This window comes from Paenibacillus hemerocallicola, from assembly GCF_006265175.1.
Lineage (GTDB): Bacteria > Bacillota > Bacilli > Paenibacillales > NBRC-103111 > Paenibacillus_AB > Paenibacillus_AB hemerocallicola.
On the sequence record NZ_VDCQ01000104.1, the window covers coordinates 1 to 24,118 of the forward strand.

General features: G+C 53.7%; 21 protein-coding genes and 1 other annotated feature. Of the genes, 18 read left to right on the plus strand and 3 right to left on the minus strand.

Going from position 1 to position 24,118, the window contains the following annotated elements; translation table 11 throughout:
- Positions 1–309: 309 nt before the first annotated feature.
- Both FE784_RS38575 and FE784_RS38580 read right to left on the minus strand, forming a co-directional pair.
- Positions 310–1,422, minus strand: a complete 1,113-nt coding sequence (locus FE784_RS38575; RefSeq protein WP_139607617.1) for an MGDG synthase family glycosyltransferase — start codon at positions 1,420–1,422, stop codon at positions 310–312.
- Positions 1,423–1,488: 66 nt separating this feature from the next.
- Complete coding sequence (locus FE784_RS38580; protein ID WP_139607618.1) at positions 1,489–2,016, minus strand: phosphatase PAP2 family protein; 528 nt, start codon at positions 2,014–2,016, stop codon at positions 1,489–1,491.
- 825 nt (positions 2,017–2,841) lie between these two features.
- Between FE784_RS38580 and FE784_RS38585 the strand changes: the two genes are divergently transcribed.
- From FE784_RS38585 to FE784_RS38635, 11 genes are all read left to right on the plus strand, one after another.
- On the plus strand, positions 2,842–4,080 hold the full coding sequence (locus tag FE784_RS38585; RefSeq protein ID WP_139607619.1) for a glycosyltransferase family 2 protein: 1,239 nt from the start codon (positions 2,842–2,844) through the stop codon (positions 4,078–4,080).
- Between the two features lie 125 nt (positions 4,081–4,205).
- Positions 4,206–4,338, plus strand: a sequence feature (ribosomal protein L20 leader region).
- Positions 4,339–4,445: 107 nt separating this feature from the next.
- Positions 4,446–4,961: a translation initiation factor IF-3 gene (gene infC / locus FE784_RS38590; RefSeq protein WP_139607620.1), complete on the plus strand. Its 516-nt coding sequence runs from the start codon at positions 4,446–4,448 to the stop codon at positions 4,959–4,961.
- Positions 4,962–4,983: 22 nt separating this feature from the next.
- Positions 4,984–5,184: a 50S ribosomal protein L35 gene (gene rpmI, locus FE784_RS38595; protein ID WP_139607621.1), complete on the plus strand. Its 201-nt coding sequence runs from the start codon at positions 4,984–4,986 to the stop codon at positions 5,182–5,184.
- Between the two features lie 65 nt (positions 5,185–5,249).
- Positions 5,250–5,609 carry a 50S ribosomal protein L20 gene (gene rplT, locus FE784_RS38600; RefSeq protein ID WP_139607622.1) on the plus strand — a complete coding sequence of 120 codons (360 nt, stop codon included), beginning with the start codon at positions 5,250–5,252 and terminating at the stop codon, positions 5,607–5,609.
- A gap of 549 nt (positions 5,610–6,158) precedes the next feature.
- Positions 6,159–7,904, plus strand: coding sequence for a biosynthetic-type acetolactate synthase large subunit (gene ilvB, locus FE784_RS38605; RefSeq protein WP_139607623.1), 1,746 nt, complete (start codon positions 6,159–6,161; stop codon positions 7,902–7,904).
- A complete protein-coding gene (ilvN, locus tag FE784_RS38610; protein WP_139607624.1) occupies positions 7,901–8,392 on the plus strand; it encodes an acetolactate synthase small subunit in 492 nt (163 codons plus the stop codon). Before ilvB ends, ilvN begins: the two co-directional genes overlap by 4 nt.
- 177 nt (positions 8,393–8,569) lie before the next feature.
- The gene (gene ilvC, locus FE784_RS38615; RefSeq protein ID WP_139607625.1) at positions 8,570–9,562 is read left to right on the plus strand and encodes a ketol-acid reductoisomerase; all 993 of its coding nucleotides are present in this window, start codon (positions 8,570–8,572) and stop codon (positions 9,560–9,562) included.
- Positions 9,563–9,893: 331 nt separating this feature from the next.
- Positions 9,894–11,444: a 2-isopropylmalate synthase gene (locus FE784_RS38620; protein WP_139607626.1), complete on the plus strand. Its 1,551-nt coding sequence runs from the start codon at positions 9,894–9,896 to the stop codon at positions 11,442–11,444.
- Positions 11,445–11,761: 317 nt separating this feature from the next.
- The gene (locus FE784_RS38625) at positions 11,762–15,151 is read left to right on the plus strand and encodes an Ig-like domain-containing protein (RefSeq protein ID WP_139607627.1); all 3,390 of its coding nucleotides are present in this window, start codon (positions 11,762–11,764) and stop codon (positions 15,149–15,151) included.
- A 744-nt stretch (positions 15,152–15,895) separates the two neighbouring features.
- The gene (locus FE784_RS38630) at positions 15,896–16,273 is read left to right on the plus strand and encodes a VOC family protein (protein ID WP_246132378.1); all 378 of its coding nucleotides are present in this window, start codon (positions 15,896–15,898) and stop codon (positions 16,271–16,273) included.
- 158 nt (positions 16,274–16,431) lie between these two features.
- Positions 16,432–16,995 (plus strand): DoxX family protein, encoded by a 564-nt coding sequence (locus FE784_RS38635; protein ID WP_139607629.1) that lies wholly within the window; start codon positions 16,432–16,434, stop codon positions 16,993–16,995.
- A 159-nt stretch (positions 16,996–17,154) separates the two neighbouring features.
- Here FE784_RS38635 and FE784_RS38640 read toward each other — a convergent pair whose 3' ends face one another.
- Positions 17,155–18,354: an aminotransferase-like domain-containing protein gene (locus tag FE784_RS38640; protein ID WP_139607630.1), complete on the minus strand. Its 1,200-nt coding sequence runs from the start codon at positions 18,352–18,354 to the stop codon at positions 17,155–17,157.
- A 221-nt stretch (positions 18,355–18,575) separates the two neighbouring features.
- On the opposite strand from FE784_RS38640, the gene leuB reads away from it, so the two are divergent.
- The 7 genes from leuB to FE784_RS38675 form a co-directional block, all read left to right on the plus strand.
- A complete protein-coding gene (gene leuB / locus FE784_RS38645; protein WP_139607631.1) occupies positions 18,576–19,655 on the plus strand; it encodes a 3-isopropylmalate dehydrogenase in 1,080 nt (359 codons plus the stop codon).
- A 230-nt stretch (positions 19,656–19,885) separates the two neighbouring features.
- Entirely contained in the window at positions 19,886–20,434 is a 549-nt protein-coding gene (locus FE784_RS38650) for a peroxiredoxin (protein ID WP_139607632.1), read from the plus strand.
- Positions 20,435–20,549: 115 nt separating this feature from the next.
- Positions 20,550–20,999, plus strand: coding sequence for a redoxin domain-containing protein (locus tag FE784_RS38655; RefSeq protein ID WP_139607637.1), 450 nt, complete (start codon positions 20,550–20,552; stop codon positions 20,997–20,999).
- A gap of 195 nt (positions 21,000–21,194) precedes the next feature.
- A complete protein-coding gene (gcvH, locus tag FE784_RS38660) occupies positions 21,195–21,578 on the plus strand; it encodes a glycine cleavage system protein GcvH (protein WP_139607633.1) in 384 nt (127 codons plus the stop codon).
- A 192-nt stretch (positions 21,579–21,770) separates the two neighbouring features.
- Positions 21,771–22,205 carry a hypothetical protein gene (locus FE784_RS38665; protein WP_139607634.1) on the plus strand — a complete coding sequence of 145 codons (435 nt, stop codon included), beginning with the start codon at positions 21,771–21,773 and terminating at the stop codon, positions 22,203–22,205.
- A 138-nt stretch (positions 22,206–22,343) separates the two neighbouring features.
- Positions 22,344–23,138, plus strand: coding sequence for an RNA polymerase sigma factor SigI (gene sigI, locus FE784_RS38670; protein ID WP_139607635.1), 795 nt, complete (start codon positions 22,344–22,346; stop codon positions 23,136–23,138).
- A 4-nt stretch (positions 23,139–23,142) separates the two neighbouring features.
- Positions 23,143–24,118, plus strand: a 976-nt coding sequence (locus FE784_RS38675) for an anti-sigma factor domain-containing protein (RefSeq protein ID WP_139607636.1), incomplete at its 3' end; no start/stop codon positions are given.

The following is a 24,118-nucleotide window of genomic DNA, read 5'->3' on the forward strand; positions in this document are numbered from 1 at the left end:
CCTGAGTATAGCGGCACGGACTTCCGTTATTCGATCTCCCGGTGTAAGGATGGGTATTGATCAATGCAATAGAGGAATCGTTTTCCGTTATTTTGCTGTCGGAACTGCTTTTCGGGGCAATAGCATACGCCAGTTCCGCTATTTATCGATACGCGTTTCTCGCAGGAGCCTGTAAAGGCGGCAAGTGTAACGATCATGCGAGGAATTTACTTTCGTATGCGAAATAGGCCGTCGTAGACAAAAAGCATCCCGTTCCCTTCTATAAGGGGGGATGCTTTTTGGTTGGCAAAGCTTGTACCGTCGTGAGCGTCACGACAGCATTCGCATGATGGCTTGATGGCACGTGATCGGGTTGTAGGCGAGGAGAGAAGTCCCGCTGCCGTTCGGGCGGTTCTCCTTCGCCGTAGCCATCGTCAGCTTCTCGAACCAGAAGTCGAGCGTCTGCAGCGATTTGATTTGTTCGCCAAAGCCCCTTTCCGTGAAATAGAGGCAGTTCTCTTCCTCTTGGCCGGGGATCGGACTGTAGAACAGCATCGGCAGCCCTTTGGCCAAGCCTTCCGTGCAGGTCATGCCGCCGGGCTTCGTAATGAGCAGGTCGGAGACATCCATCAGCTTGTCGATTTCGCGGGTGAAGCCCATCAGGAGAATGTGCGGATGCTTGAACCGTGGGTCGTCGGCCAGACGCGCGAGCGCCTTTTCATTGCTGCCCATGCAGAAAATGAATTGCAGCCGGTCCCGCCAACCGATCATATGCCGCAGCGTCTCCTCCTGCTGGACGAGTCCCCAGCCGCCGCCCATTACGAGCACGGTAGGCACCGCCTGCAGGCCGAACCTCAGACGCAGCTCTTCTTTGTCGTGCTGCCGCCAAAATTTCGGGTGAACCGGTATGCCGGTCACCTCGATATGGTCATCGGGCACGCCCCGCATCAGCAGCTTATGCTTTACTTCCTCTGTGGAAACCAAATATTTGTTCACTTCGGGACTGATCCATGTGCCGTGGGCATCGTAATCCGTAATCACGGTGCATAGCGGAACGGACAGCCCGGCGCGCTTCAGTCGCGAAATAACGGCGCTCGGAAACGGATGGGTACATACGATCGTATCCGGCTTCAATTGCTTGATGACTTCGGTCGTCTGTCCGTAGAAGAGGCGATGAAGCGCAAGTCGGGTTAGCCGGTTCAGCGATTTCTTATACTGTTTGCGGTAGACGAAGCCGTACAGCTTGGGCTTGGAGACGATCGTTTTCCGGTAAGCGGAAAAGACCAGCCGCGCAAGCGTCGGATGCAAAAACGCCCCGAGCTCCAGGACGCGCGTCTGCAGGTCCGGAGAGAGTTGACGGAGTCCGACGGACAAAGCGTGCGCCGCTTGCGTGTGACCGGCTCCGAAGCCTTCGGAAAGCAGCAAAATCCGTTTTTTTCGCAATCATCGTCACCTGACCTTTAATTGGAAAAGGTATAAAAGTATAGAATATCTTAACAATAATCGATTTCAAGAGATCATTGCAATAGTCCCGAAGCCGGCACAGGTGCCGATGGCGATGCCTGCCGCGCAATCCGAAGGGTAGTGCAAGCCGAGATAAATTCTCGACAGGCTGACCAGTGATGCCAGCGGCAGCAGAACTAGCCCGAGAACCGGCGCCGCAGCGATAAAAGGGACGACGACGGAGAAAATGGCCGTCGAATGTCCGGACGGGAACGAGTGATCGGTCAACGGGTTTTTGCCGATGTTCGTCTCCGGCAGCACGAGATACGGACGCCTGCGCGGATATTTGCGCTTTACGATGGCGACAGGAATATGGCTGATCGCGAGCGCCGCCAAACTTTGCCATCCGGCGAGGCTCCAGCTGCCGCTCCCGAACAAGCCGATCAGAAGCGTGACCGATATCGTAAAGGTGGCGCCGCCCATATGCGTGATGAGCGAAAGCGTCGAATCCAAGACGGAGTGCCGCATTTTTCGATTAACTATATAAAACAGCTGCCGCTCCCGATGCAGAAGCCAATTGATCACACGACTCATGAGGCCAGCTCCTTCCCGGATAAAATGGGGCTCAGAGTATAATCACCCGTATTGTAAGCTACAATTGTTACTGGAGTGTTAAACCGCACAAATCGGCAACAGGATCGAATTTGCACTGCGATCAGGCGATGCTTACATTGGAATTATACTATGGAGGAGGGGGTTCGATAAAGTCCGAAGGCGGGCGGCGCGCACGCGGCGTTGGCGAGGGTCGTAATCGGGCGAGAGCGTACTGCCGTTTTTCGGTGTTCCGAAGGCGCTTACGATTCATTGGAAGCGGAAATTTCCACGAAAATCATGTCATTTTTTAACTGAGGAAAGAAGCTTCGCCCAAGCGGAACCCGGTCGTTCTTGAGGCTGTTATTACCGCCGTGCAGGCCCGCTATGCCAAGGCTCGCGCACGATTCGGATGCCCCGGAACCGGCGTGCAGATAGCCTCGCAGAGATGAAAAAAGTCGAAAAGGTCGAACTATATGAACAAAAATAGGACCTCCATGAGGTTGTTTTCAGGACGGGCCCCCAAGTATAATAGGGGGGGACGGCGGCGTGCACGGAAATACATGGATGTGTAACATAAATGTAATCGACTAGTAAAAAAAGCGTAATTTGATGAAAATAAGAAGGAATCTGCTGGAACGCGCGAGTTGCTATTTCCAATAGCAGGAATACGGGTTTTCCCAATCAATCTGACGGAATCAAGCCGAAAAGGGATTTTGACAAATGGATGCAAAGAGAGGAAAATCATAATCGGCTACGTCAGCAAACCAAAAATAAACACCGAACCATATGTAGAGAGAACATTCGGGTGTAAGGGGGTCTCACATCATGCTGGACATCATCATTCTCGCCGTGCAGGTGCTTCTGGCCATTCTCGGAGGATATTCCTTGTTTTTCTCGTTCTTCGGGTTTTACCGGAAAAAACGCACATCGCACTTTAACGCCCAGAAAAGGTTTGCGGTGCTTATAGCCGCCCACAACGAAGAGAAAGTCGTCGGTGCGCTGATCGACAATTTGAAGCAGCTTGATTATCCGAAAGAACTATACGACGTTTTCGTCATTTGCGACAACTGTTCCGACCAAACCGCAGACATCGCCAAGCAAATGGGCGTATATGCATGCGTGCGCAACAATCCGAGCCTCCGCGGCAAAGGGTATGCGATCGAGTGGATGCTGAAAGAACTGTGGAAAATGCCCAAAGCGTACGACGGGGTCGTCATTCTGGACGCCGACAATCTCGTGAACGCCGATTTCCTGCAGCATATGAACAACGAGCTGTGCTCGGGCTCGAAAGTCATTCAAGCCTACCTGGATACGAAAAATCCGGGCGATTCCTGGATTACTGCCGCTTATGCCATTACGTACTGGTTCTGCAACCGTTTGTGGCAGCTGCCCCGTACGAACTTGAAGCTGGCCAACTTTCTCGGCGGCACCGGGATGTGCTTCGATTCCGGCCTGCTGAAGGAAATGGGCTGGGGAGCGACGAGCCTGGTCGAGGATTTGGAGTTTACCGTCCGCTGCGTCCAACGCGGCATCAATCCGACCATGAGCTACGACGCGAAAGTATACGACGAGAAACCGCTCACGTTCAAAGCGTCCGCCCGCCAACGTCTCCGTTGGATGCAAGGCCATTTCGACGTCGCGCGCCGTTACTTCTTCCCGCTGCTGTGGCAAGGCATCAAAGAACGCAGCTGGGCCAAAATCGACACCGCCATCTACACGTTCAACGTATATAACGTACTGCTGGGATTCGTCTTCAGCGTAATCTTATGGGTTGACGTCGCGCTGCCCGGAACGCGGCATTTCACATCGCTGTACGACTACATGCCGACGTGGCTGATGGCCGTAGTAACCGCAACCGTGTATCTCGGCTTCCCGATCGCGATGATGCTCGAGAAAGTGAAGTCGTGGAAGATGTACGCTTCGCTCATCACGTATCCGATCTATTTGGCATCCTGGTGGCCGATCACGCTGTACGCGTTCTTCACCCAGAACAATAAGCAATGGAGCCACACGCAGCATACGCGGGTCATCCGTCTCGAGGACGTGAAGAGCAAGCAAGTATAGGTTGTTCCGGACATGCGAAGCGTCGTCCCCCTTGCCGCCATGGAAAATGCTTCCTGAGACAGCATGCTCATAGAGCGGGTTGACATCATCTGCGTCTGGTGCTATAGTATTATAGTGTTTATAGCGTAAACAAGCAGAAGCGCCCGCTTCTCACCTTGGCCGACCGTGTCGGCGGGTTCATACGACGGAACGGAACCTTGTTGTGTTCTTTTGTCATCGTAAGATGTGGGCGTACTACGCCCGCATCTTTTTTATTTATATGTTCAAGATGCTTTTTATCGGGTAATGATTTTCCGGGGATGTACCCGGAATAAGCCTCGAAGCGATACGTCACTTTCGGGGGAAATTTTAGGAGGTGGAATACCATTAGTAAAGACCATTTAATTAATGACGAAATCCGTGCGAAGGAAGTACGTCTCATCGGTCCCGACGGAGAACAGCTCGGCATCAAGCTGTTTCGCGAAGCGATGCAGCTCGCGACCGAAGCAAGTCTCGATCTTGTCAACGTCGCTCCGACTGCCAAACCGCCGGTTTGCCGCATTATGGATTACGGCAAATACCGTTACGAGATGCAGAAAAAAGAAAAGGAAGCCCGCAAAAACCAAAAGATCGTTGAACTTAAAGAAATCCGTTTGACGGCCACGATCGACGAGCACGACTTCCAGACAAAACTTCGCAACGTCATTAAGTTTTTGGAAGAGGGCGACAAGGTGAAGCTGTCGGTCCGTTTCCGCGGACGGGAAATCACTCACGCCGATATCGGTCAAAAGGTGTTGGAGCGGATGGCGGCCCAGGTCGAGAACGATTCGGTCGTCGAACGCCGGCCGAAGCTCGAAGGCCGCAGCATGATCATGATTTTGTCGCCAAAACCGCAAAGCTAATCTTACGAGGAGGACTCCCTATATGCCTAAGATGAAAACGCACAGCAGCTTGAAAGACCGCATCAAAATTACCGGAACCGGTAAAGTGAGAAGATACAAAGCGTACCAAAACCATCTGATGAACGGCAAAGGCAAAAGCCAAAAGCAGCGTCTGGGCAAATCCCCGGTCATGGCGACCGGCGACGTAGCTCGCCTGAAACAGCAAATTTCCAACTTGAAATAAACGGTTACTTATTTTTTACGAGCCCAATGTACGAGGCTCAATAACGCTCAGGAGGTATCCCACACATGGCAAGGGTAAAAGGCGGAATCGTTCGCGCACGTCGTCGCAAAAAAATACTGAAATTGGCAAGAGGTTATTACGGCTCCAAACATACGCTGTTTAAAACGGCAAGAGAGCAAGTACTGAAGTCGCTTATGTACGCATACCGCGACCGCCGTCAAACGAAGCGCAATTTCCGCAAGCTGTGGATCGTGCGCATCAATGCGGCAGCCCGCTTGAACGGCTTGTCCTACAGCAAGCTGATGCACGGACTGAAGCTCTCCGGCATCGAAGTGAACCGCAAAATGCTCGCCGACCTCGCGGTCAACGATCTGAAAGCATTTTCCAGCTTGGCTGATACCGCAAAGCAAAAAGTCAACGCTTAAGAAGCGAACCGATAGAGCGGAAGCCGGTACGTCGTCGACGTACGGCTTTCGTTTTTTTTAACGGTACATGCTCCGAATCGATTGCCCTGACAAATGAATTTTTAAGGGTCTTGACTATTCGGTCGCGAGTGCTATAATTAAGTCTAACATTAATTCAACTTATTGCGTTATCGGCTATGAAGAGGACGAAGTGATGAGGGCTCTTATGTACCAGAGAGCTTATGGATGTGCTGAAACCTAAGCCATAATCCCTTGTCGACGAGCTCACCTCGGAGCTGTTTCCCTGAAAAACGGTATTCGTTTCCGGACACCGCGTTAGTAGGGGGAATCGGAGTGGCACACGTTACCGTGCCGCAAGTATCGGCGACCTCGAGGCGTCCGGAACTTGCTAAGGCTATGCGTCGCGAGGCGTATGGCAAAACTGGGTGGTACCACGGAAGAGCTAACCCCTTTCGTCCCGTTCGCGCATTTATGCGCTGCGGACGAAAGGGTTTTTTTGTTTCGTTTCAAGCGCACACGGTTGTCCAATCTTTGAGAGGAGGGTCACTTATGAGTGCTCAATTGGAAGCTACACTGTCTAAGGAACAACTGCGTAAAAAGCTGCTTCAGCCGGACGTCATTACCGGCTCGGAGATTTTGCTTCGCTCGCTGCTTTTGGAGGGCGTGGACTGCGTCTTCGGGTACCCGGGCGGTGCCGTATTGTTTATTTACGACGCGATGCACGGCAACCCGGATTTCAAGCATCTGCTTACCCGACACGAACAAGGCGCGATTCATGCCGCCGACGGTTATGCGAGGTCTACCGGGAAAGTGGGCGTCTGTATCGCCACTTCCGGGCCGGGGGCTACGAACCTGGTCACGGGGATCGCAACCGCGTATATGGATTCGGTGCCGCTTGTCGTCATCACCGGCAATGTAGCCACTAACTTCATCGGTACCGACGCTTTCCAAGAAGCCGATATTACCGGCATTACGATGCCGATCACGAAACATAGCTATCTGGTGCGCAATGTCGAGGATTTGCCCCGCATCATTCATGAAGCGTTCCATATTGCCAACACCGGTCGGAAAGGTCCCGTCCTGATCGATATCCCGAAGGACGTGTCGGCGACCAAAACGAAATTCAGCTATCCCGATAAAGTGGAGATCCGCGGCTACAATCCGACGGTGCAGCCCAACAAGCTGCAGGTCGACAAGCTGCTGCAAGCGATCGAGGAAGCGGAATGTCCGGTCATTATCGCGGGCGGCGGCGTCGTCTACGCGAATGCGGCTCCCGAATTGATCGAGTTCGTAGGGAAGACGAACATTCCGGTTACGACGACGCTGCTCGGCTTGGGCGGATTCCCGAGCGCCCACCCGCTGTGGATGGGCATGCCGGGCATGCACGGCACGTATACGGCGAATCATGCGATCCAGCATGCGGACCTGCTCATCTCGATCGGCTCGCGTTTCGACGATCGGGTCACGATGAATTTGAACGGCTTCGCGCCGAACGTGAAGACGGTTGCCCATATCGATGTCGATCCGGCGGAAATCGGCAAAAACGTCAAGACCGACATTCCGGTTGTCGGAGACATCAAGGCGGTGCTCCAGTTGGCCAACCTGAGGGCGAAGCCGGCCCGCTCCGAGCAATGGAATGCGGAAATCGAAGCCATGAAGGCGCAATATCCGCTCAAGTACAAAGATTCGGAAGACGAGTTGAAGCCGCAGTTCGTAATCGACATGATCAGCGAAACGACGAAGGGCGAAGCGATCGTCACGACCGACGTCGGCCAGCATCAAATGTGGGCCGCGCAATATTACAAGTTCCAAAACCCGCGGTCGCTTATTTCCTCCGGCGGACTCGGAACGATGGGCTTTGGCTTTCCTTCCGCGATCGGAGCGCAAATGGGCAATCCGGATAAGCTGGTCGTATCGATCAACGGAGACGGCGGCATGCAGATGTGCGCCCAGGAGCTGGCGATTTGCGCGATCAACAATATTCCGGTAAAGGTCGTCATCATCAACAATCAGGTGCTCGGAATGGTTCGCCAGTGGCAGGAGATCATTTACGCCAACCGGTACAGCCATATCGATCTGGAAGGCAGCCCTGATTTCGTGAAGCTTGCGGAAGCGTACGGGGTAAAAGGCTTGCGCGCGACGACGAAAGAGGAAGCGCGGCAAGTATGGCAGGAAGCGCTCGACACGCCGGGTCCCGTCGTCATCGACTTCGTCGTACCGAAAGGGGAGAACGTGTTCCCGATGGTTACGGCAGGCAGCACGTTAAGTCAGATGATATTGGGGGATTCGGAATGAGTACGACAAAACACACCATTTCCGTATTGGTCAATAACCAGCCAGGCGTTTTGCAGCGCGTATCCGGTCTGTTCGGCCGCCGAGGCTTCAATATCGACAGCATTACCGTGGGGGAGTCCGAAGAGCCGGGCCTCTCCCGGATGGTCATCGTGACGACCGGAGACGAGCGGACGCTGGAGCAGGTGCAGAAGCAGTTGTACAAGCTGATCGACGTGATCAAGGTAGTCGATCTGAGCTCCCACCCGATGGTGGCGCGCGAGCTGGCGCTGATCAAAGTAAGCGCGGAGCCCGGCATGCGGCCGGAAATTCTCGGCGTCGTCGAGACGTTCCGCGCAGCCGTAGTCGACATCGGGCCGAATTCCTTGATCGTGCAGGTCGTCGGCGATACGCATAAAATCGACGCGATGGCGGAGCTGCTCAAGCCTTACGGCATCCGGGAGTTCTCCCGTACCGGCGTGACCGCGATGATCCGCGGCATGTCCAAGTAACGCCAAGCGAAGGGCCGTGTGGCGGAAGCTGCCGGCAATACCCACTCATCCGATAAGCAATCCCGTGAGTGGGGGTCCGAGGGGACGAGCGGTGGACCAGCGTTCGCTAAAAATCGTTTCGCCCGTTCGGACGCCCGCTTACAGGGTTGTTAAAACAATCAAGGAGGAAATTATCCAATGGCAGTAACAATGTATTATGAAAAAGACGCCGACTTGAGCGTTCTTTCCGGCAAGACGGTCGCAATTATCGGCTACGGCAGCCAAGGTCATGCCCAAGCGCAAAACTTGCGCGACAGCGGCGTGAAAGTCATTATCGGTCTTCGTCAAGGCCGTTCCTGGGAACAAGCAAAAAACGACGGCTTTGAAGTTGTATCCGTTGCGGAAGCGGCTAGCCGCTCCGACCTCGTGCAAATTTTGATGCCGGACGAGACGCAAGCGAAAGTATATAACGAAGAAATCGCGCCAAACCTGAAAAAAGGCGCAGCTCTCGTTTTCTCCCACGGCTTCAACATCCACTTCGGACAAATCGTGCCGAACTCGGATACGGACGTATTCATGGTCGCTCCGAAATCGCCGGGCCACCTCGTCCGCCGCGTATACGTCGAAGGCTTCGGCGTACCGGGACTGATCGCGATTTACCAAGACGCCTCCGGCAAAGCTAAAGATCTCGGACTCGCTTATGCGAAAGGGATCGGCTGCACCCGTGCGGGCGTTATCGAAACGACGTTCCGCGAAGAAACCGAAACCGACCTGTTCGGCGAGCAAGCCGTACTGTGCGGCGGTACTTCCGCTCTCGTGAAAGCCGGCTTCGAAACGCTCGTAGAAGCGGGCTACCAACCGGAAATCGCTTACTTCGAATGTCTGCACGAGCTGAAGCTGATCGTCGACCTGATGTATGAAGGCGGCTTGGCTGCAATGCGCCACTCCATCTCCAACACGGCCGAATACGGCGACTATGTTACGGGACCTCGCGTCGTAACGGACGAAACGAAGAAAGAAATGAAAAAAGTGCTCGAAGATATCCAAAACGGTACGTTCGCGCGCAACTTCATTCTCGAAAACCAATCGAACCGCGCGTTCTTCACGGCTACCCGCCGCCGCGAATCCGAGCATCAGCTCGAGACGGTCGGTCGTCAGCTTCGTGAAATGATGCACTGGATCAAGAAGTAAGGGGCGTTTGTAGCCCCATAAAATAAGTTCAAATCCTTCTGGGGGGAGCGGACAAAAGCGGTTGAGAGATGCAGCTGGTTAGACAAGGGGTGGGGAAATGCGCTCCACTTCGGTTAAAGTCGTGTTGCCTTGATTGGATCAATTAGGATGCAACACGACTTTAAAGTCAGCCGCTTCGCTTTCCACTGCATTTTCCCCACCCCTTTTAGCATATCAAGCATCTCTCTTTCGCTTTCGCGGAAAAAAGGTTCAATCCCCCATAATGGGGGATTGAACTTCTGTGTTATGTGGGGCTGCAATCGCCCGTAGAATAAAATAGGAGGTGGATGGGATGCGGAAAATTTACGTGTTCGATACGACATTGCGCGACGGGGAGCAGTCTCCGGGCGTCAATCTGAATACCCAGGAGAAGGTGGAAATCGCCCTTCAACTGGAGAAGTTGGCGGTAGACCGGATGGAAGCCGGCTTTCCGGCGGCGTCCCCCGGCGACCTGGCTGCCGTGAACGCGGTGGCCCGGGCCGTCCGCAACGCGAGCGTCGTCGCACTTTCCCGCTCCCGCGAGCAGGATATCGACGCGGCAAAGGAAGCGCTGAAAGACGCTCAAGATCCTTGTCTGCATCTGTTCCTTGCTACCTCTCCGATTCACCGCAAGCACAAGCTCCGCATGGAGAAGCAGCAAGTTCTCGAAACGGCGGAAGCGGCGATCAAATACGCTAAAAAATATTTTAGCAAAATCGAGTTTTCGCCCGAGGACGCCGGCCGGACCGAATTGGACTTTTTGTGCGAAGTGACGGAGATGGCGATTCGGGCCGGAGCTACGGTCGTGAACATCCCGGATACGGTCGGATATTTGTACCCGAGCGAATACGGCAACATTTTCAAGACGTTGAAAGAAAACGTGACGGGCATCGAGAAGATCCAATTGAGCGCCCATTGCCACGACGACTTGGGTATGGCGACGGCGAACGCGCTCGCCGCTATTTTGAACGGAGCCGATCAAATCGAAGGCACGATCAACGGAATCGGCGAACGGGCGGGCAACACGGCGCTGGAGGAAGTGGCGTTGGCGCTCGAGACACGGCAGCATCTGTTCGAGGCCAAGACGTCGCTCGTCCTGAGCGAAATCGCCCGCACGAGCCGTCTCGTCAGCAAGCTGACGGGAATGGTCGTACCCGGCAACAAGGCGATCGTCGGCGCGAACGCGTTCGCCCACGAGTCCGGCATTCATCAGGACGGCATGCTGAAGGAGAAAACGACTTACGAGATCATTTCTCCGGATACGATCGGCTTGAAGGAAAGCAAGCTCGTGCTCGGCAAGCATTCGGGGCGCCATGCGTTTCGCGAGAAGCTGATCGATATGGGCTACGACCCGAACGACGATCAGGTGAACGAAGCGTTCGCCAAGTTCAAGGTGCTGGCCGACCGCAAGAAAAACGTGATCGACGAAGACATCCGCGCGCTGATCGAGGAAAAGCTCGTACAAACGCCGGAAGTGTTCGTGCTCGATACGATCCAGCTGTCCTACGGCAACCAATCGGTTCCGATGGCGACCGTGCGCATCGTTCAATCCGAAGGCAGCCTGCTCGAGGAAGGGGCGATCGGCAACGGCTCGGTCGATGCGATCTACAAAGCGATCGACAAGGCGACGAAAGAGGAAGTCGAGCTCGAGGACTACTCGATCAAGTCCGTCACGCAAGGGAAGGACGCGCTGGGCGACGTTCACGTCGTACTGAAGCAGGGCGACGTTTCCGTGCATGGACGCGGCGTCAGCACCGACATTCTCGAAGCGAGCGCCAAAGCGTACATCGACGCGATTAACCGTCTCATCGACAAACGCAAGTCGCCGGGCAGCAGCCGACACGGCAATATGTCCTTGATCTGAATGTCAGCCCCCGAATCCCGTTATGGGACCGGGGGCTCTTTTTTGCGGTTTAGAATTTATAAGATTCGGGGTCCCCGCAAAGTACCTGGATGAGCATCGGAGCAAAAGCCCCGCTTGGTGGGGTTATTTTGCGATATTCCGAGAATGATCTAAATTTTTTGGCCGAATCTGTCGATAAATACAAAAGGACTGTTTAACTTGCAATCTTCTACTCCTCATCCAACGGACGAAAGGGGCATCGATCGGGTACGAACGGCTGCATCATCACAAATTGAACAAAAAGCGTATCTTCCACTCGGAAGAGACGGGGGAAAGGAATGTCGGAATTGACTGAAGCGGGAAAACGGAAAACCCGGACTAACGGGATCGCTAAACGACATATACATCGATTTATGCTTCAAATGCTCTTGATTTTCTCGATCCTCATCGGTCCTGCGGCAGGCCAAGCGCTTGCGGCGGATGAAATCTCGCGTCTCGTGCTGTCCAAAAACGAAGTAACGTTGTCCGTGGGCGATACGTATACGCTGACGGCCACAGCCATATATGTCAGCGGCTCTACCGCGGACGCTACGATCAAGACCGAATGGAGCAGCGACGCCCCCACAATCGCTACGGTGTATTCCGGGGCGATCGCCGGCAAGGCGGAGGGTACCACGTTAATCAAGGCGACCTTCATGGGCAAGACGGAGTTCGTCAACGTGACGGTAGTGAAGAAAGTGAGAAGCTTGACCAAGAACAAGCAGGAGCTGACGATGAGAGTCGGCGGCGAAGAGCAATTGAGCTTGACCGCTACGTACACGGATTCCTCTTATGCCGACGTGACGGACAAAGCGGACTGGTCTACGGAAAGCGACAGCGTGGCCACCGTTATTAACGGCAAGGTAAAGGCCGTAGGATCGGGAGAGACGAACATTAACGCGACTTACGGCGGCAAAACGGTTTCGTTTCCCGTCAGCGTCGATATGGTACGCCGTCTCGATCCGGACCCGCAAAGCGTCGATTTGCGCGTAGGGGCGCAGAAGACGATAAGCTTGACGGCGATGTTCGAGAACGGCGTCACGGAAGACGTTTTCGAAAAGGCGACCTGGTCTTCGGACAATTCGAGCGTAGCCGACGCGTTCAAAGGAGTCATCACGGCGTACGGCTCCGGTTCCACGACGATCCGGGCGAAATACGGCGGCAAGACGGCCACGATCACGGTCAATGTGGAAACCGTTAGAAAGCTGGAAGCGAAGGTCACCGATTTGTTTCTGAAGCCGGACCAAACGAAGCAGATCGAGCTGACGGCTACTTATGCCGACGGCTCCACCGCCGATGTTACCGACAAGGCCGAATGGTCGAGCAGCGATGACTTGGTTGCCGAAGCGGATCAGGGCTTGATTATCGCCAACACGATCGGGCAAGCGGCCATTACGGCAAGCTACGGGAACAAGACGGCGAAAATTACGGTTGACGTAGGCGTCGCCCGTAAGCTGGAGTCGGACATTACCGATTTGATGATGCGCAAGAACGAGTCGAAGACCGTGAAGCTGACGGCGACCTATGCGGACAACACGACGGAAGACGTGGCAGCCAAAGCGGACTGGTTTTCCGATGACGAAGGCGTCGCTTTCGTCACGAAAGGCACGATTCGCGCGCTCGGCAAAGGAGAAGCGACGATTACCGGCACATACGGCGATAAAACGATCACGATTCCGGTCCGTGTGGATACGACGCAATCGTTGAAAGCGGACAGCGCCAAGCTGGATCTGAAGCTGAAGGGCACGAAGCAAGTGGCGTTAACGGTTACATATGCGGACGGCAGTACGGAAGATGTGACCCAGCAGGCGGAATGGAGCTCGGACAATAGCGATGTGGCCAGCGTTTACAAAGGGCTGGTGACCGCTATCGCCAGCGGTCAGGCCGTCATTACGGCGCAATACGGAGATAAATCGATCACGATACCGGTCTATGTGGAGATCGTCAAGAAGCTGGTATCGTCCAAAAGCGATCTGTTTCTCAAAGTAAACGGTACGGATACGTTGAAGCTAACCGCCACTTACGCCAATGGCGACGAGGTGGATGTTACGGCTGCGGCGGAGTGGAGCTCGGATAGCAGCGATGTGGCGGGAGTCGACAAAGGCAAAATTATTGCCTACAAATCCGGTCAAGCGTCGATAACGGCTTCTTACGGTTCCAAGACAAGCACCATCATCGTTGACGTGAGCGTGGCCAGAAAACTGACGGTCGATGCGAAGTCGCTTTCCTTGCGCAAGGGCGATACGAAAGCGTTGAAGCTGGAGGCGACTTACGCGGACGGTTCCACCGAAATCGTAACGGACGGAGCGGAATGGAGCTCGAGCGATCTGGGAGTCGCGGTCGTGAGCAAAGGCTCGGTCAAGGCACTCGATTCCGGCGAAGCGACGATTACCGCCAAATATGGCGATAAGAGCGTCACGGTATCGGTCGAAGTGGATCCGGCTGCGAAGCTGACAGCCGATCAAGTCAAATTCGACGTTCAGCCGGGCGATGTGGTTCAGGTCAAGCTGACTGCCACGTATGCGGACGAATCGACCGGAGACGTGACGGGCAAAGCGACGTGGACGACCAGCAATGCTTCGTTTGCAACGGTCGATGACGGTACGATTGTGGCTATCGATCGAGGAGAGGCCACCATTACGGCCAAATACGGCAAAAAATCGGTAAAAATCACGGTGAGCGTAGGAGCGTTGGATACGTTGACGATCAGCGAAAAGACGCTCGTCATGAAAGAGGACGACCGCCAGCAGCTTACCGTAACGGCAAAGTATAAGGACGGTACGATCAAAAACGTCACGGACGATGCCGAATGGACAAGCTCGTCGACGGCCATCGCCGAAGTGTCCGATGGTCTGGTCACCGCCTGGAGCTCCGGCAAGGCGACCATTACGGCGAAGTTCGGAGAGAAGAGCGTCACCGCCACGGCTCAGGTGGAATTGGCGGACAAGCTGTCCGCCAGCCATCGAAGCGTTATATTGCGCAAAGGGCAAAATGCGCAAGTAACGTTGACGGCGACATACTCGGACGGAACGACAGAGGATGTAACCGCCAAGGCGGATTGGACAGTCCAATCGGCCAAGGTAGCCGAAGTATCCGGCGGCCTCGTAACGGCATTCGAACGCGGCAAGACAACGTTGGTGGCGAAGTACGGCAGCAAGACGCTGAGCATTCCGCTCGAAGTGGATTACGCCGCCAAATTGACTTTGGGCAAAAAAGAGCTGCTGCTGAAATCCGGCCTAACGGAGCAGCTGACCTTGACCGCGACGTTCTCCGACGGTACGACGCAGGATGTGAGCGGGGAAGCCGAATGGTCGGCCCGCAGCTACAAGATCGCGGACGTTAGCGATACCGGCCTCGTGTCGGCCGTAGCGTACGGAAAAACATCGGTCACTGCCAAATTCGGCGGTAGGAGCGTTTCCGTCTCGGTGGAAGTCGACAGCTTGAAATACTTGAAATCGAATGTAAAAACGATAGAGATGTCGGTCGGTCAGAAGAAAAATATCGTGCTGACGGCAACTTATAAAGACGGTACGATCGGCGACGTTACCGAGCGGGCGGAATGGAAAAGCTCGCGGGAAAATTCGGCCGACATCATGGACGGCATGATTACCTCTTATGAGAAAGGTACGTCTTCCATTACTGCGAAGTTTGGCGGCAAGACGGTTTCCATTAAAGTCATAGTCAAATAAGGATCTAAGTATAGCAGCCTCCTCGCCTGTATGCGGGAGGCTTTTTTTAACGATAAAGAAAGTTAACTTCGCTAAAGCACTAAAGCGAAAAGAGACTTTCTTTACCAAGAAAAGCTACCTCTTGCGCAGGGTCATTCATCGTAGAAAAGGCTTCGAATTGAACCTTTTCTTACTGCGAGCGCATAATTCTCATACAGTATACAAGCCATTGGGCGGACGTGACCGCATGTTGCCTGAATATAGCAGCGGCCCTCGTTTCCGCTATTGTCACGAATTTCGTTCCTCTCCTGCATATAACGGTACAGGATTCCGTTATTTGATCTCTCGGGGTGAAAATGGGTAGTGAACGGCGTAATAGAGGAATGGTTTTCCGTTATTTGGCTGTCGACACTCGTATTCGGAACAATAACGTACGCCAGTTCCGCTATGTGATGGATTCGCGGTCCCGCGAGACCGGCAAACGGCAGCCTTCATCGATCATGCGAGGTATGTACTTCTGTATACGAATTATGCTGTCGTGATTTAAAAAGCCCGGGGTTGTGAACGGGGGCGGTCACTCTTGAATATGTTGACGGACCTTTTCTTGGCGCAACTCACGGCACGAGTCGCGTTGAGCATGGCTGTGCAAACATTTTTTGTTATGGGACGGGTTTTGGCTGCTTAGGATTGAGTGAAGGTGTGATATACTGATATTGAAAAATTTCATTTGGTGAAAACTATTTTCATTAAATGAAACTAAAAGGAGTGATTGAAGTAACGCATGCTCATCTGGGACTCGATCATGTGCAGTTGGCCGCTCCACGGGGCGGAGAAGAAGCGGCAAGGGGATTTTATGGGGACATGCTCGGGATGGTGGAGATCCCCAAGCCGGACGCTCTGCTCAAGCGCGGAGGAGTCTGGTTTCAGTGCGGCGCTCATCAGCTGCATATCGGTATTCAGGACGATTTCACGGCAGCGGCCAAAGCTCACCCGGCTTTTGCCATCCAAGGCATTGCCGCGCTGCGGAGCCGGCTGGAATCGCACGGGATCGATATAATCGAAGACGTGCCGATAGACGGAGTCATCCGGTTTCATATCCGTGATCCGTTCGGCAACCGGGTCGAATTCGTAGAGAAACTGTAGTAAGGATAACAGGCAATGCTTCAGAATTGTCGCAAACGGTTTATTTTCTATGCAATGTGATGGAAGTCACATCGGGATTTGCCGACTCCCTTTATGATTAAGCCATAGGAGCTTGAATTAGAAAAATAACCCAACGGACATTGAAGGAGGCCAGTTTTATGCAAAAAGAGGTGCTTATACCGGAAAATCCGGTATCCCGGTTTTTATTCAGCAGCACGAGAGCGGGACTGATTTGGCTAGTCGTTCGCCTTTATCTCGGTTACTCGTGGATAACCGCCGGCTGGAAGAAAGTAAACAGCGAAGCCTGGACAGGGGATAAAGCGGGAACGGCGCTGGAAGGCTTTGTGAAGGGCGCGCTGGCGAAGGCGGCCGACGGCAAGGATGTAACCGGCTGGTATGCGAATTTTCTCGAACATTTCGTGCTCCCGAACGCGAAGGTGTTTGCCTACATGGTCGCTTTCGGCGAAGTGCTGGTGGGACTCGGACTAATCTTTGGCCTCTTGACCGGAATAGCCGCTTTCTTCGGCGCGATTATGAATGTCAGCTTCCTGTTTGCCGGTACGCTCAGCACGAATCCGTTGCTGTTCATCTTGGCTACCTGGCTCGTGCTGGCCTGGAAAAACGCCGGCTGGTACGGCTTGGACCGCTGGGCGCTGCCCTTCCTCGGAACGCCTTGGGCAAGGGGCAGCGGTCAAAAGCAGAACAGCTTTACTGCAAAATAGAGAATGAGAGCGAGCTCATAGTACGAAGTCGAATAAACGAAGAAAAACCGCGGATCGACCTCCATCAAGGCGACCCGCGGTTTTTCTTGTTTTGTTGGAAGAACCTTGCTTGAGAAGCTTTTTGTCGTTATCGTAGATGTCGATCTTCGCCAATCCGTCTCAAACGTTCTGCTTGTAAACGTCCAAAGCTTCGGCCAAACGGTCCAAGCCGAGCTTCATGTTGGCGTTGTCCGTATGCGTGAAGTTCAGGCGCAGCGTGTTGCGGCGCGGGTTCTCGGCGTAGAAGTCCATGCCGGGAACGAAGGCGACGCCTTTCTCCACCGCTTTCTTGAGCAGTTGGTTGGCATCGATGCTCTCCGGCAGCTCGACCCAGAAAAACATTCCGCCCTGCGGCTCGTTCCAATGCAGATCCGAGAAACGCGGGTCTTGGAGCAGCGATTTCATCAGCTCCATCCGGACGCGGTATTCGTTGCGGATCGTCCGGATGTGAGCATCCAGGTCGAAATGGGTGAGCAGCTGGTGCAGCGCCTGCTGGTCGAGCGTGCTCGAGTGCAGATCGACGGCCTGCTTGGCTTTGGCCATTTGCGCGATTACTCTGGAGTCGCCGATAATCCAGCCGGTACGCAGCGCCGGTACTACGGTTTTGGAGAACGTGCTCGTATACATCACCGCGCTGCCTTCCGGATGGTCGTCCAACGAGAAGATAGACGGATACTCGGCTTTTTCGTCAAATTGGATCTCGCCATACGGATCGTCTTCCAAAATAAGCACGTTGTTCGGCTTGCACAAAGCGAGCAATCCTTTGCGGCGCTCGAGACTCCATACTTTTCCCGTCGGGTTGGCGAACGTCGGGGTCACGTATACCATTTTGGGACGGTGCAGATTCAGCTTGGCTTCCAGATCGTCCAACAGCATGCCGTCTTGATCGGCTTCGACTCCGACTACCCGGACGCCGCTTGCCTGGAATATTTGCAAAGCCGCCAAATAAGTCGGATTTTCGACCAGAACGACATCGCCGGCACTCATATAAATGCGCGTAAGCAAGTAGATCGCCTGCTGCGAGCCGGTCGTGATGAGCATGTTTTCCGGCTTGACCGATGCGCCTTTCTTGGCCATTCTATGACAGATCGCTTCGCGCAAAGGCGTGTAGCCCTCCGTCAAGCCGTATTGGAGCGAGCTTTTGCCGCCATGCTGAAAGACGCGTTCGAATGCTTCCTTGACGGCCTCGATCGGAAAATGCTCCTCCGCAGGAAGTCCGCCGGCTAACGAAATAACCGCGTTTCCTTGGGTCAGCTTCAAAATATCGCGTACCGCGGACGATTTCAGGCCATCCGTAAAGCTGGAAAACGTGTAGTTCATCAAGATTGCTCCCTTCCTTTCGCATAAGCTTATTGTACTGCATTTCGATAAAGGATTCTATTTTTTTCGCCTGTCGTTCGACACCGGGAGCTATCCATTTATAGTGTTTACCTATAGCGACGATAGATTTTATATCTTTGTCTTTCCGGTCGTTTTGTGTGACAATGAGAATATGACAGAACTAGGCATCCGATCCCATCTTATAGTAGGAGTGAATCATTGTGGCTGAAACGAAAAAAATCGCGATTATCCCCGGAGACGGCATCGGTCCGGAAGTGGTCGCGGAAGCGGTTAAAGTGTTGAAGAAGACGGAAGAGCTGTTCGGCTACCGATTCGAAACGGAAACCGGCCTGTTCGGCGGCATCGCCATCGACGAGACCGGAACTCCGCTTCCGCAGGATACGCTGGAAAAATGCCAACGCGCGGACGCGGTGCTGCTGGGCGCCGTCGGCGGTCCGAAGTGGGACAACAATCCGAAGGAGCTCCGTCCGGAGACGGGACTGCTCGGTATCCGCAAAGCGCTCGGACTGTTCTCGAACATTCGTCCCGCCGTTATTTTCGATTGTTTGAAGGAAGCCTCCACACTGAAGCCGGAAGTGCTGGAAGGCACGGATCTGATCGTCGTGCGCGAGCTGACGGGCGGCATCTACTTCGGCGAGAAATTCCGCCGCGAAACCGAAAACGGCCAGGAAGCGGTCGATACTTGCGTATATAATGTAAAAGAAGTCGAGCGTATCGTTCACCAGGCGTTCCAAATCGCCCGGAACCGCCGCAAGAAGCTTTGCTCGGTCGATAAGGCGAACGTGCTGGAGACGTCCCGTCTGTGGCGCGAAACGGTTAACAAAATCGCTCCGGAATACCCGGACGTCGAGCTGGAGCATGTGCTCGTCGACAACTGCGCGATGCAGCTGCTGCGCCGTCCGTCGAGCTTCGACGTTATCGTCACCGAGAACATGTTCGGCGACATTCTGAGCGACGAAGCGGCGATGCTGACCGGATCGATCGGCATGCTGTCCTCCGCTTCGCTTGGCGAAGGCAGCTTCGGCTTGTACGAGCCGGTTCACGGCTCGGCTCCCGACATCGCGGGCCAAGGCATCGCCAACCCGATCGCGACGATCCTTTCCGTTGCGCTTATGTTCAAACTGTCCTTCGGTTACCACGAAGCGGGCGATTTGATCGAGAAAGCGGTCAAGTCGGTGCTTGACGCGGGCCACCGTACCGGAGATATCGCCGTCGACAAGAGCAAGGCGATCGGCACGACGGCCATGGGCGATCTGATCGTCGCCGCTATGACGAAGTAATGCCATTCACGATCCGTCCCTCTGCGCGTATGGCGCGGGGGGAATATTTTTTTGCGTAAATCGTTAATAATAATAAATATTAATTACTACTTCTTCTCGTTATTGACTTTCCCTATGCGGGATGATACGATTTTATTCGTGAGCGCACATCGCGCAATAGGAGCAACTTTTCATTCCTACATATAAGGCAATCTTCTGTAGGAATCCAAATCAAAGGAGGTAAGCATCTCATGGCAGAACGTTTGGTAGGTAAAAAAGCGCCTTATTTCGAAATGGAAACGGCGTTCGGCAACGGGCAAGAATTCGGCAAAGTATCGCTTAACGATTACAAAGGCAAGTGGCTAGTCCTGTTCTTCTATCCGCTCGATTTCACCTTCGTATGCCCGACTGAAATTATCGCGATGAGCGATGCGAGCGAGCTCTTCCAAGACCTGGATGCGGAAATCCTTGGCGTCAGCACCGACAGCAAGCATTCCCACCGCGCCTGGATCAACACTCCGCGCGATTCGAACGGCTTGGGTCAACTGAACTATCCGCTTGCTGCCGACTACACGAAGTCGGTTGCCCGCGACTACGGCATCCTGATCGAAGAAGAAGGCATCGCCCTGCGCGGCCTGTTCATCATCGATCCGGAAGGCGAATTGAAATACCAAGTGGTCAATCACCTGGATGTAGGCCGCAGCGTGGACGAAACGATTCGCGTGCTGCAAGCTCTCCAATCCGGCGGATTGTGCCCGGCGAACTGGAAGCCGGGTCAAAAAACGTTGGTAGCGAAATAATCGCCGTACAACCATACAACTATGAAATCCCCCTGTCTGCAAGCTGCAGGTGGGGGATTTTTTGCAGCATAGCTATATAGCCATAGGAATGACGGAGGGGTGAACGACTATGCCAATGCGCTTGCGCGAGCAGATGCCCGAACTGAAGGGCATCACGGAATGGGTGAACGGCGAGGTCGACAAGGCGCAACTGCAGGGCCAGCCGGTGCTCATCCACTTTTGGGCGGTCAGCTGCTATATGTGTAAAGAAAGTCTTCCGCTGTTGAACGAGTGGAGAGACAAATACGGCGAGTTGTACAATCTGAAAATCGTCGGCATTCATATGCCCCGTTCGGAGAAGGACACCGATCTCGATACGGTCAAAGCGACGATTCAGCAATATGAAATGAAGCATCCGATCGCCATCGACAACGACCACGCGGTAACCGACTCGTTCCAGAACGAATTCGTGCCGGCCTACTATTTGTTCGATGCGGAAGGTCAAATGCGATTCTTCGGAGCAGGCGAGAAAGCGATCGGCATGGTCGAACAGCGACTGCACAAAATTTTGGGTCCGAAGGAATAGCGGATAGGGAAGCAAGGGCCGGAATGTCCGCTCGGGAGTCGGGCGGTGAACGGAGCGATGGGATTGGCATGAGACTGGAGAAGCGTCGGCGTTCGCATTTGGTTCCGGCGTTCGGGGAGCTCGCTCCAAACCCGCAGCTCGTTTTCGCCGGGTTTTCAGGACGGACAAGGCAACATACTCGGGAGGGATTGTTTAGTGAACGTACCAGCAGAGCTGAAGTACAGCGAAGAGCATGAGTGGGCGAAGGTGGAAGGAAGCCGTATCACGATCGGCATTACCGATTTCGCCCAAAGCGAATTGGGAGACATTGTTTTCGTGGAATTGCCGAAGGTCGGCGATAAGGTCGAATTCGGCGAACCGTTCGGCAGCGTCGAATCCGTGAAAACCGTATCCGAGCTGTACGCTCCCGTTACCGGCAAAGTAGTGGAAGTGAACGGTGGTCTGGAGGATGCTCCCGAGAATGTGAACAAAGCCCCTTACGGCGACGGCTGGATGATCGTAGTGGAAATCGACGACGTCTCCGAGCTGGACAAGCTGTGGAGCGCGGACAAATATACGGAAACGTTCGGACAAGGCTGATCGTGGCTTGAGGTCCGATAAGTCCGGCATCGGGACGCCCCGATATCCGCTTCGAGGAGAAGCCGGAGCGGGGGCGTCTTTTTGTTTTTTCCTAATAATGGCCTACTTGGCGAAAAGGAATTTTCACCCCGGAGGGCGAATACGTTATAGAAATCGCTAGTTGTCGATGACCGGGAAGGAAGGTGCGGGGCGATGAGCTTTTGCTGCGGAGCAAGTATGATCGGTACGAAAGGAACGCTTCGGCATATCGGGACGCATATTCATAACGTTCCGCTGCTATTTTGCCCGGTGTGCCATCGTGTCGAGGTTCATTATAGGGTGGAGAGCGAATACGAAATATTGGCCGAATACGCCCATGGCGACGGTGCCGCCGAAGTCGATTTCGACGATTACGTGGACCATAAATCCGATGCGGTACTGTACGACAATTGCGTCAACCTCGATTCCGAGGATCCCGCCGATGTGCTGCATAACCAGATCGACAATGCGCTCGATTTGCTGGCGGTCGCCAAGCAGCTTATGGACGAAGAGTGGGAGCGACAACTGAAAAAACGATTGACTGCGTTAAACGAGCGACGAAACAAAATGAACAAAAAAGCGTTCTCCGCCGGCAATCGGAAAGGATAACGACCTGCGTCTCTCCCTAAGCGGAGGGACGTTTTTTCTACCGGTATAAAATTGTGTGCTATAATAACAACAATCGGGTCGGAATGACCCCCACATCTAATGGGGCAGACTCGAAACATGTAGTGTGAGGTGGAACGTTTGCTGTTGGTCTTATTTAAGAAGTTTCTCGGAAAACGCCAGTCTCACGACTCTTCCGATATGCCCGATACTCCCGAACGAAAAGTGATGCAAATCCAGAACGGAAACATCCGGCTGCGCAATCAGTTTATTACCGATTATCAGCCCTATGTAGCCAAAGTAACTAGCCGCTTCTGCAAACGATATATCGATCCGTCGCGGGATGACGAGTTCAGTATCGCGCTTGGAGCTTTTAACGAAGCCATCAATCAGTTTTCGCCGGAATCGGGAAGGTCTTTTTTGAGCTTCTCCGAGACGGTCATACGCCGAAGACTGATCGATTTCATACGCAAGGAGTCCAGGTTTACCGGGCAAATTCCGTACAGTTCCTTCGAAGTGGAGGATGATGAGGACAGTATTGTCAATCCGGTGGAAATTCACCAGGCGATCGAACAATACGAGAAAGAAAAAACAATTGAAGAACGCCAGAGCGAAATAATGGACTTCAACCGTTGTTTGTTGGAGTTCGGCATTTCTTTCAGCGACTTGGTCGAAGTTTCTCCCAAGCATAGCGATTCCAGGGAAGCTTTATTTACGATCGGGGCTCTTTTGGCGCGCAACCAAACGATGATGTCCATCGTGCTGACCAAGAAAATGCTGCCGATCAAAGAACTGTTGGATCAGGTGAACGTCTCCCGTAAGACGCTGGAGCGCAACCGGAAATTCATTATCGCGGTCGCTCTTATATACAGCGGGCCTTACCCGTATTTAAAGAATTACTTGAGCATCCCTGAAGCACAACCGGGAGAGGAGTGAGAACATGCACAAAGGCATCGTGATGGAAATGACCGAGGCGGATCTGGTGGTGCTGACGCCGGAAGGTCAATTCAAGAAAATTCCCCGCACAGGACGCGCATGCCAGATCGGCGAAGAAGTTTTGTTCTCCACTCCTCCGTTTCGCCTGAAAAGACCCGTTTTGTCCGCCATGCTGGCGCTGACTGCCGCTGTACTCTTCTGTATCGTCATTTTTACCGGTCTGGGGAGCAATTTGGAAGGAGTTAAGCCGATCGTCGCTTATGTGACGCTGGACATTAACCCGAGCGTGGAGTTTGGCATCGACAAGGATAACGAGGTGCAGGAGGCGCGCGGACTGAATGATGACGGCATCTTGCTGCTGCAAGGATTGAATGTGGCAGGCAAGCCGCTCGCCGTCGCTACGGAAGTATTGATGAACCAAGTGGAGCAAAAGGGGTATTTTCAGCAAGAGGAAGGAGATGTGATCATCTCCAGCACGAAAGTGTACGAGGAAGCGAAAATAGACGAGAGCAACCTCGGACAAATCGTCAAGGATACCGTGGCGAAGCATATCGAAACAAAGCACCCTCAGGCCTCTTCGAACATTCAGGTCACTACGTTCGTTACCCCGCCTACCATTCGCGAGGAGGCGCTCACCAAGGGCGTTTCCGCAGGCAAATATGCCGTATATTTAAGCGCCAAAGACAATGGGAACAATATTGATCTTAACGCCCTGAAAGACGATTCGGTACATAAAATCGCGAAGGATGCCGGCGGCCTGAGCAAGCTGATCAACTCGAGCGAGATACCGAAAAAAGACGTGCTGACCCGATTGCTGGAGGCCGAGCGGACAGGCGAGCTGGATGCAAAGGTGAAAGAGAAGTCCGATAAGGGCAAGTCGGATGACGACAAGAAAACGTTGACCAGACCGGGAACGACTACTTCCGCGAAGAACGACGGCAAGAACGACAACAAGAACGACAACAAGAACGACAACAAGA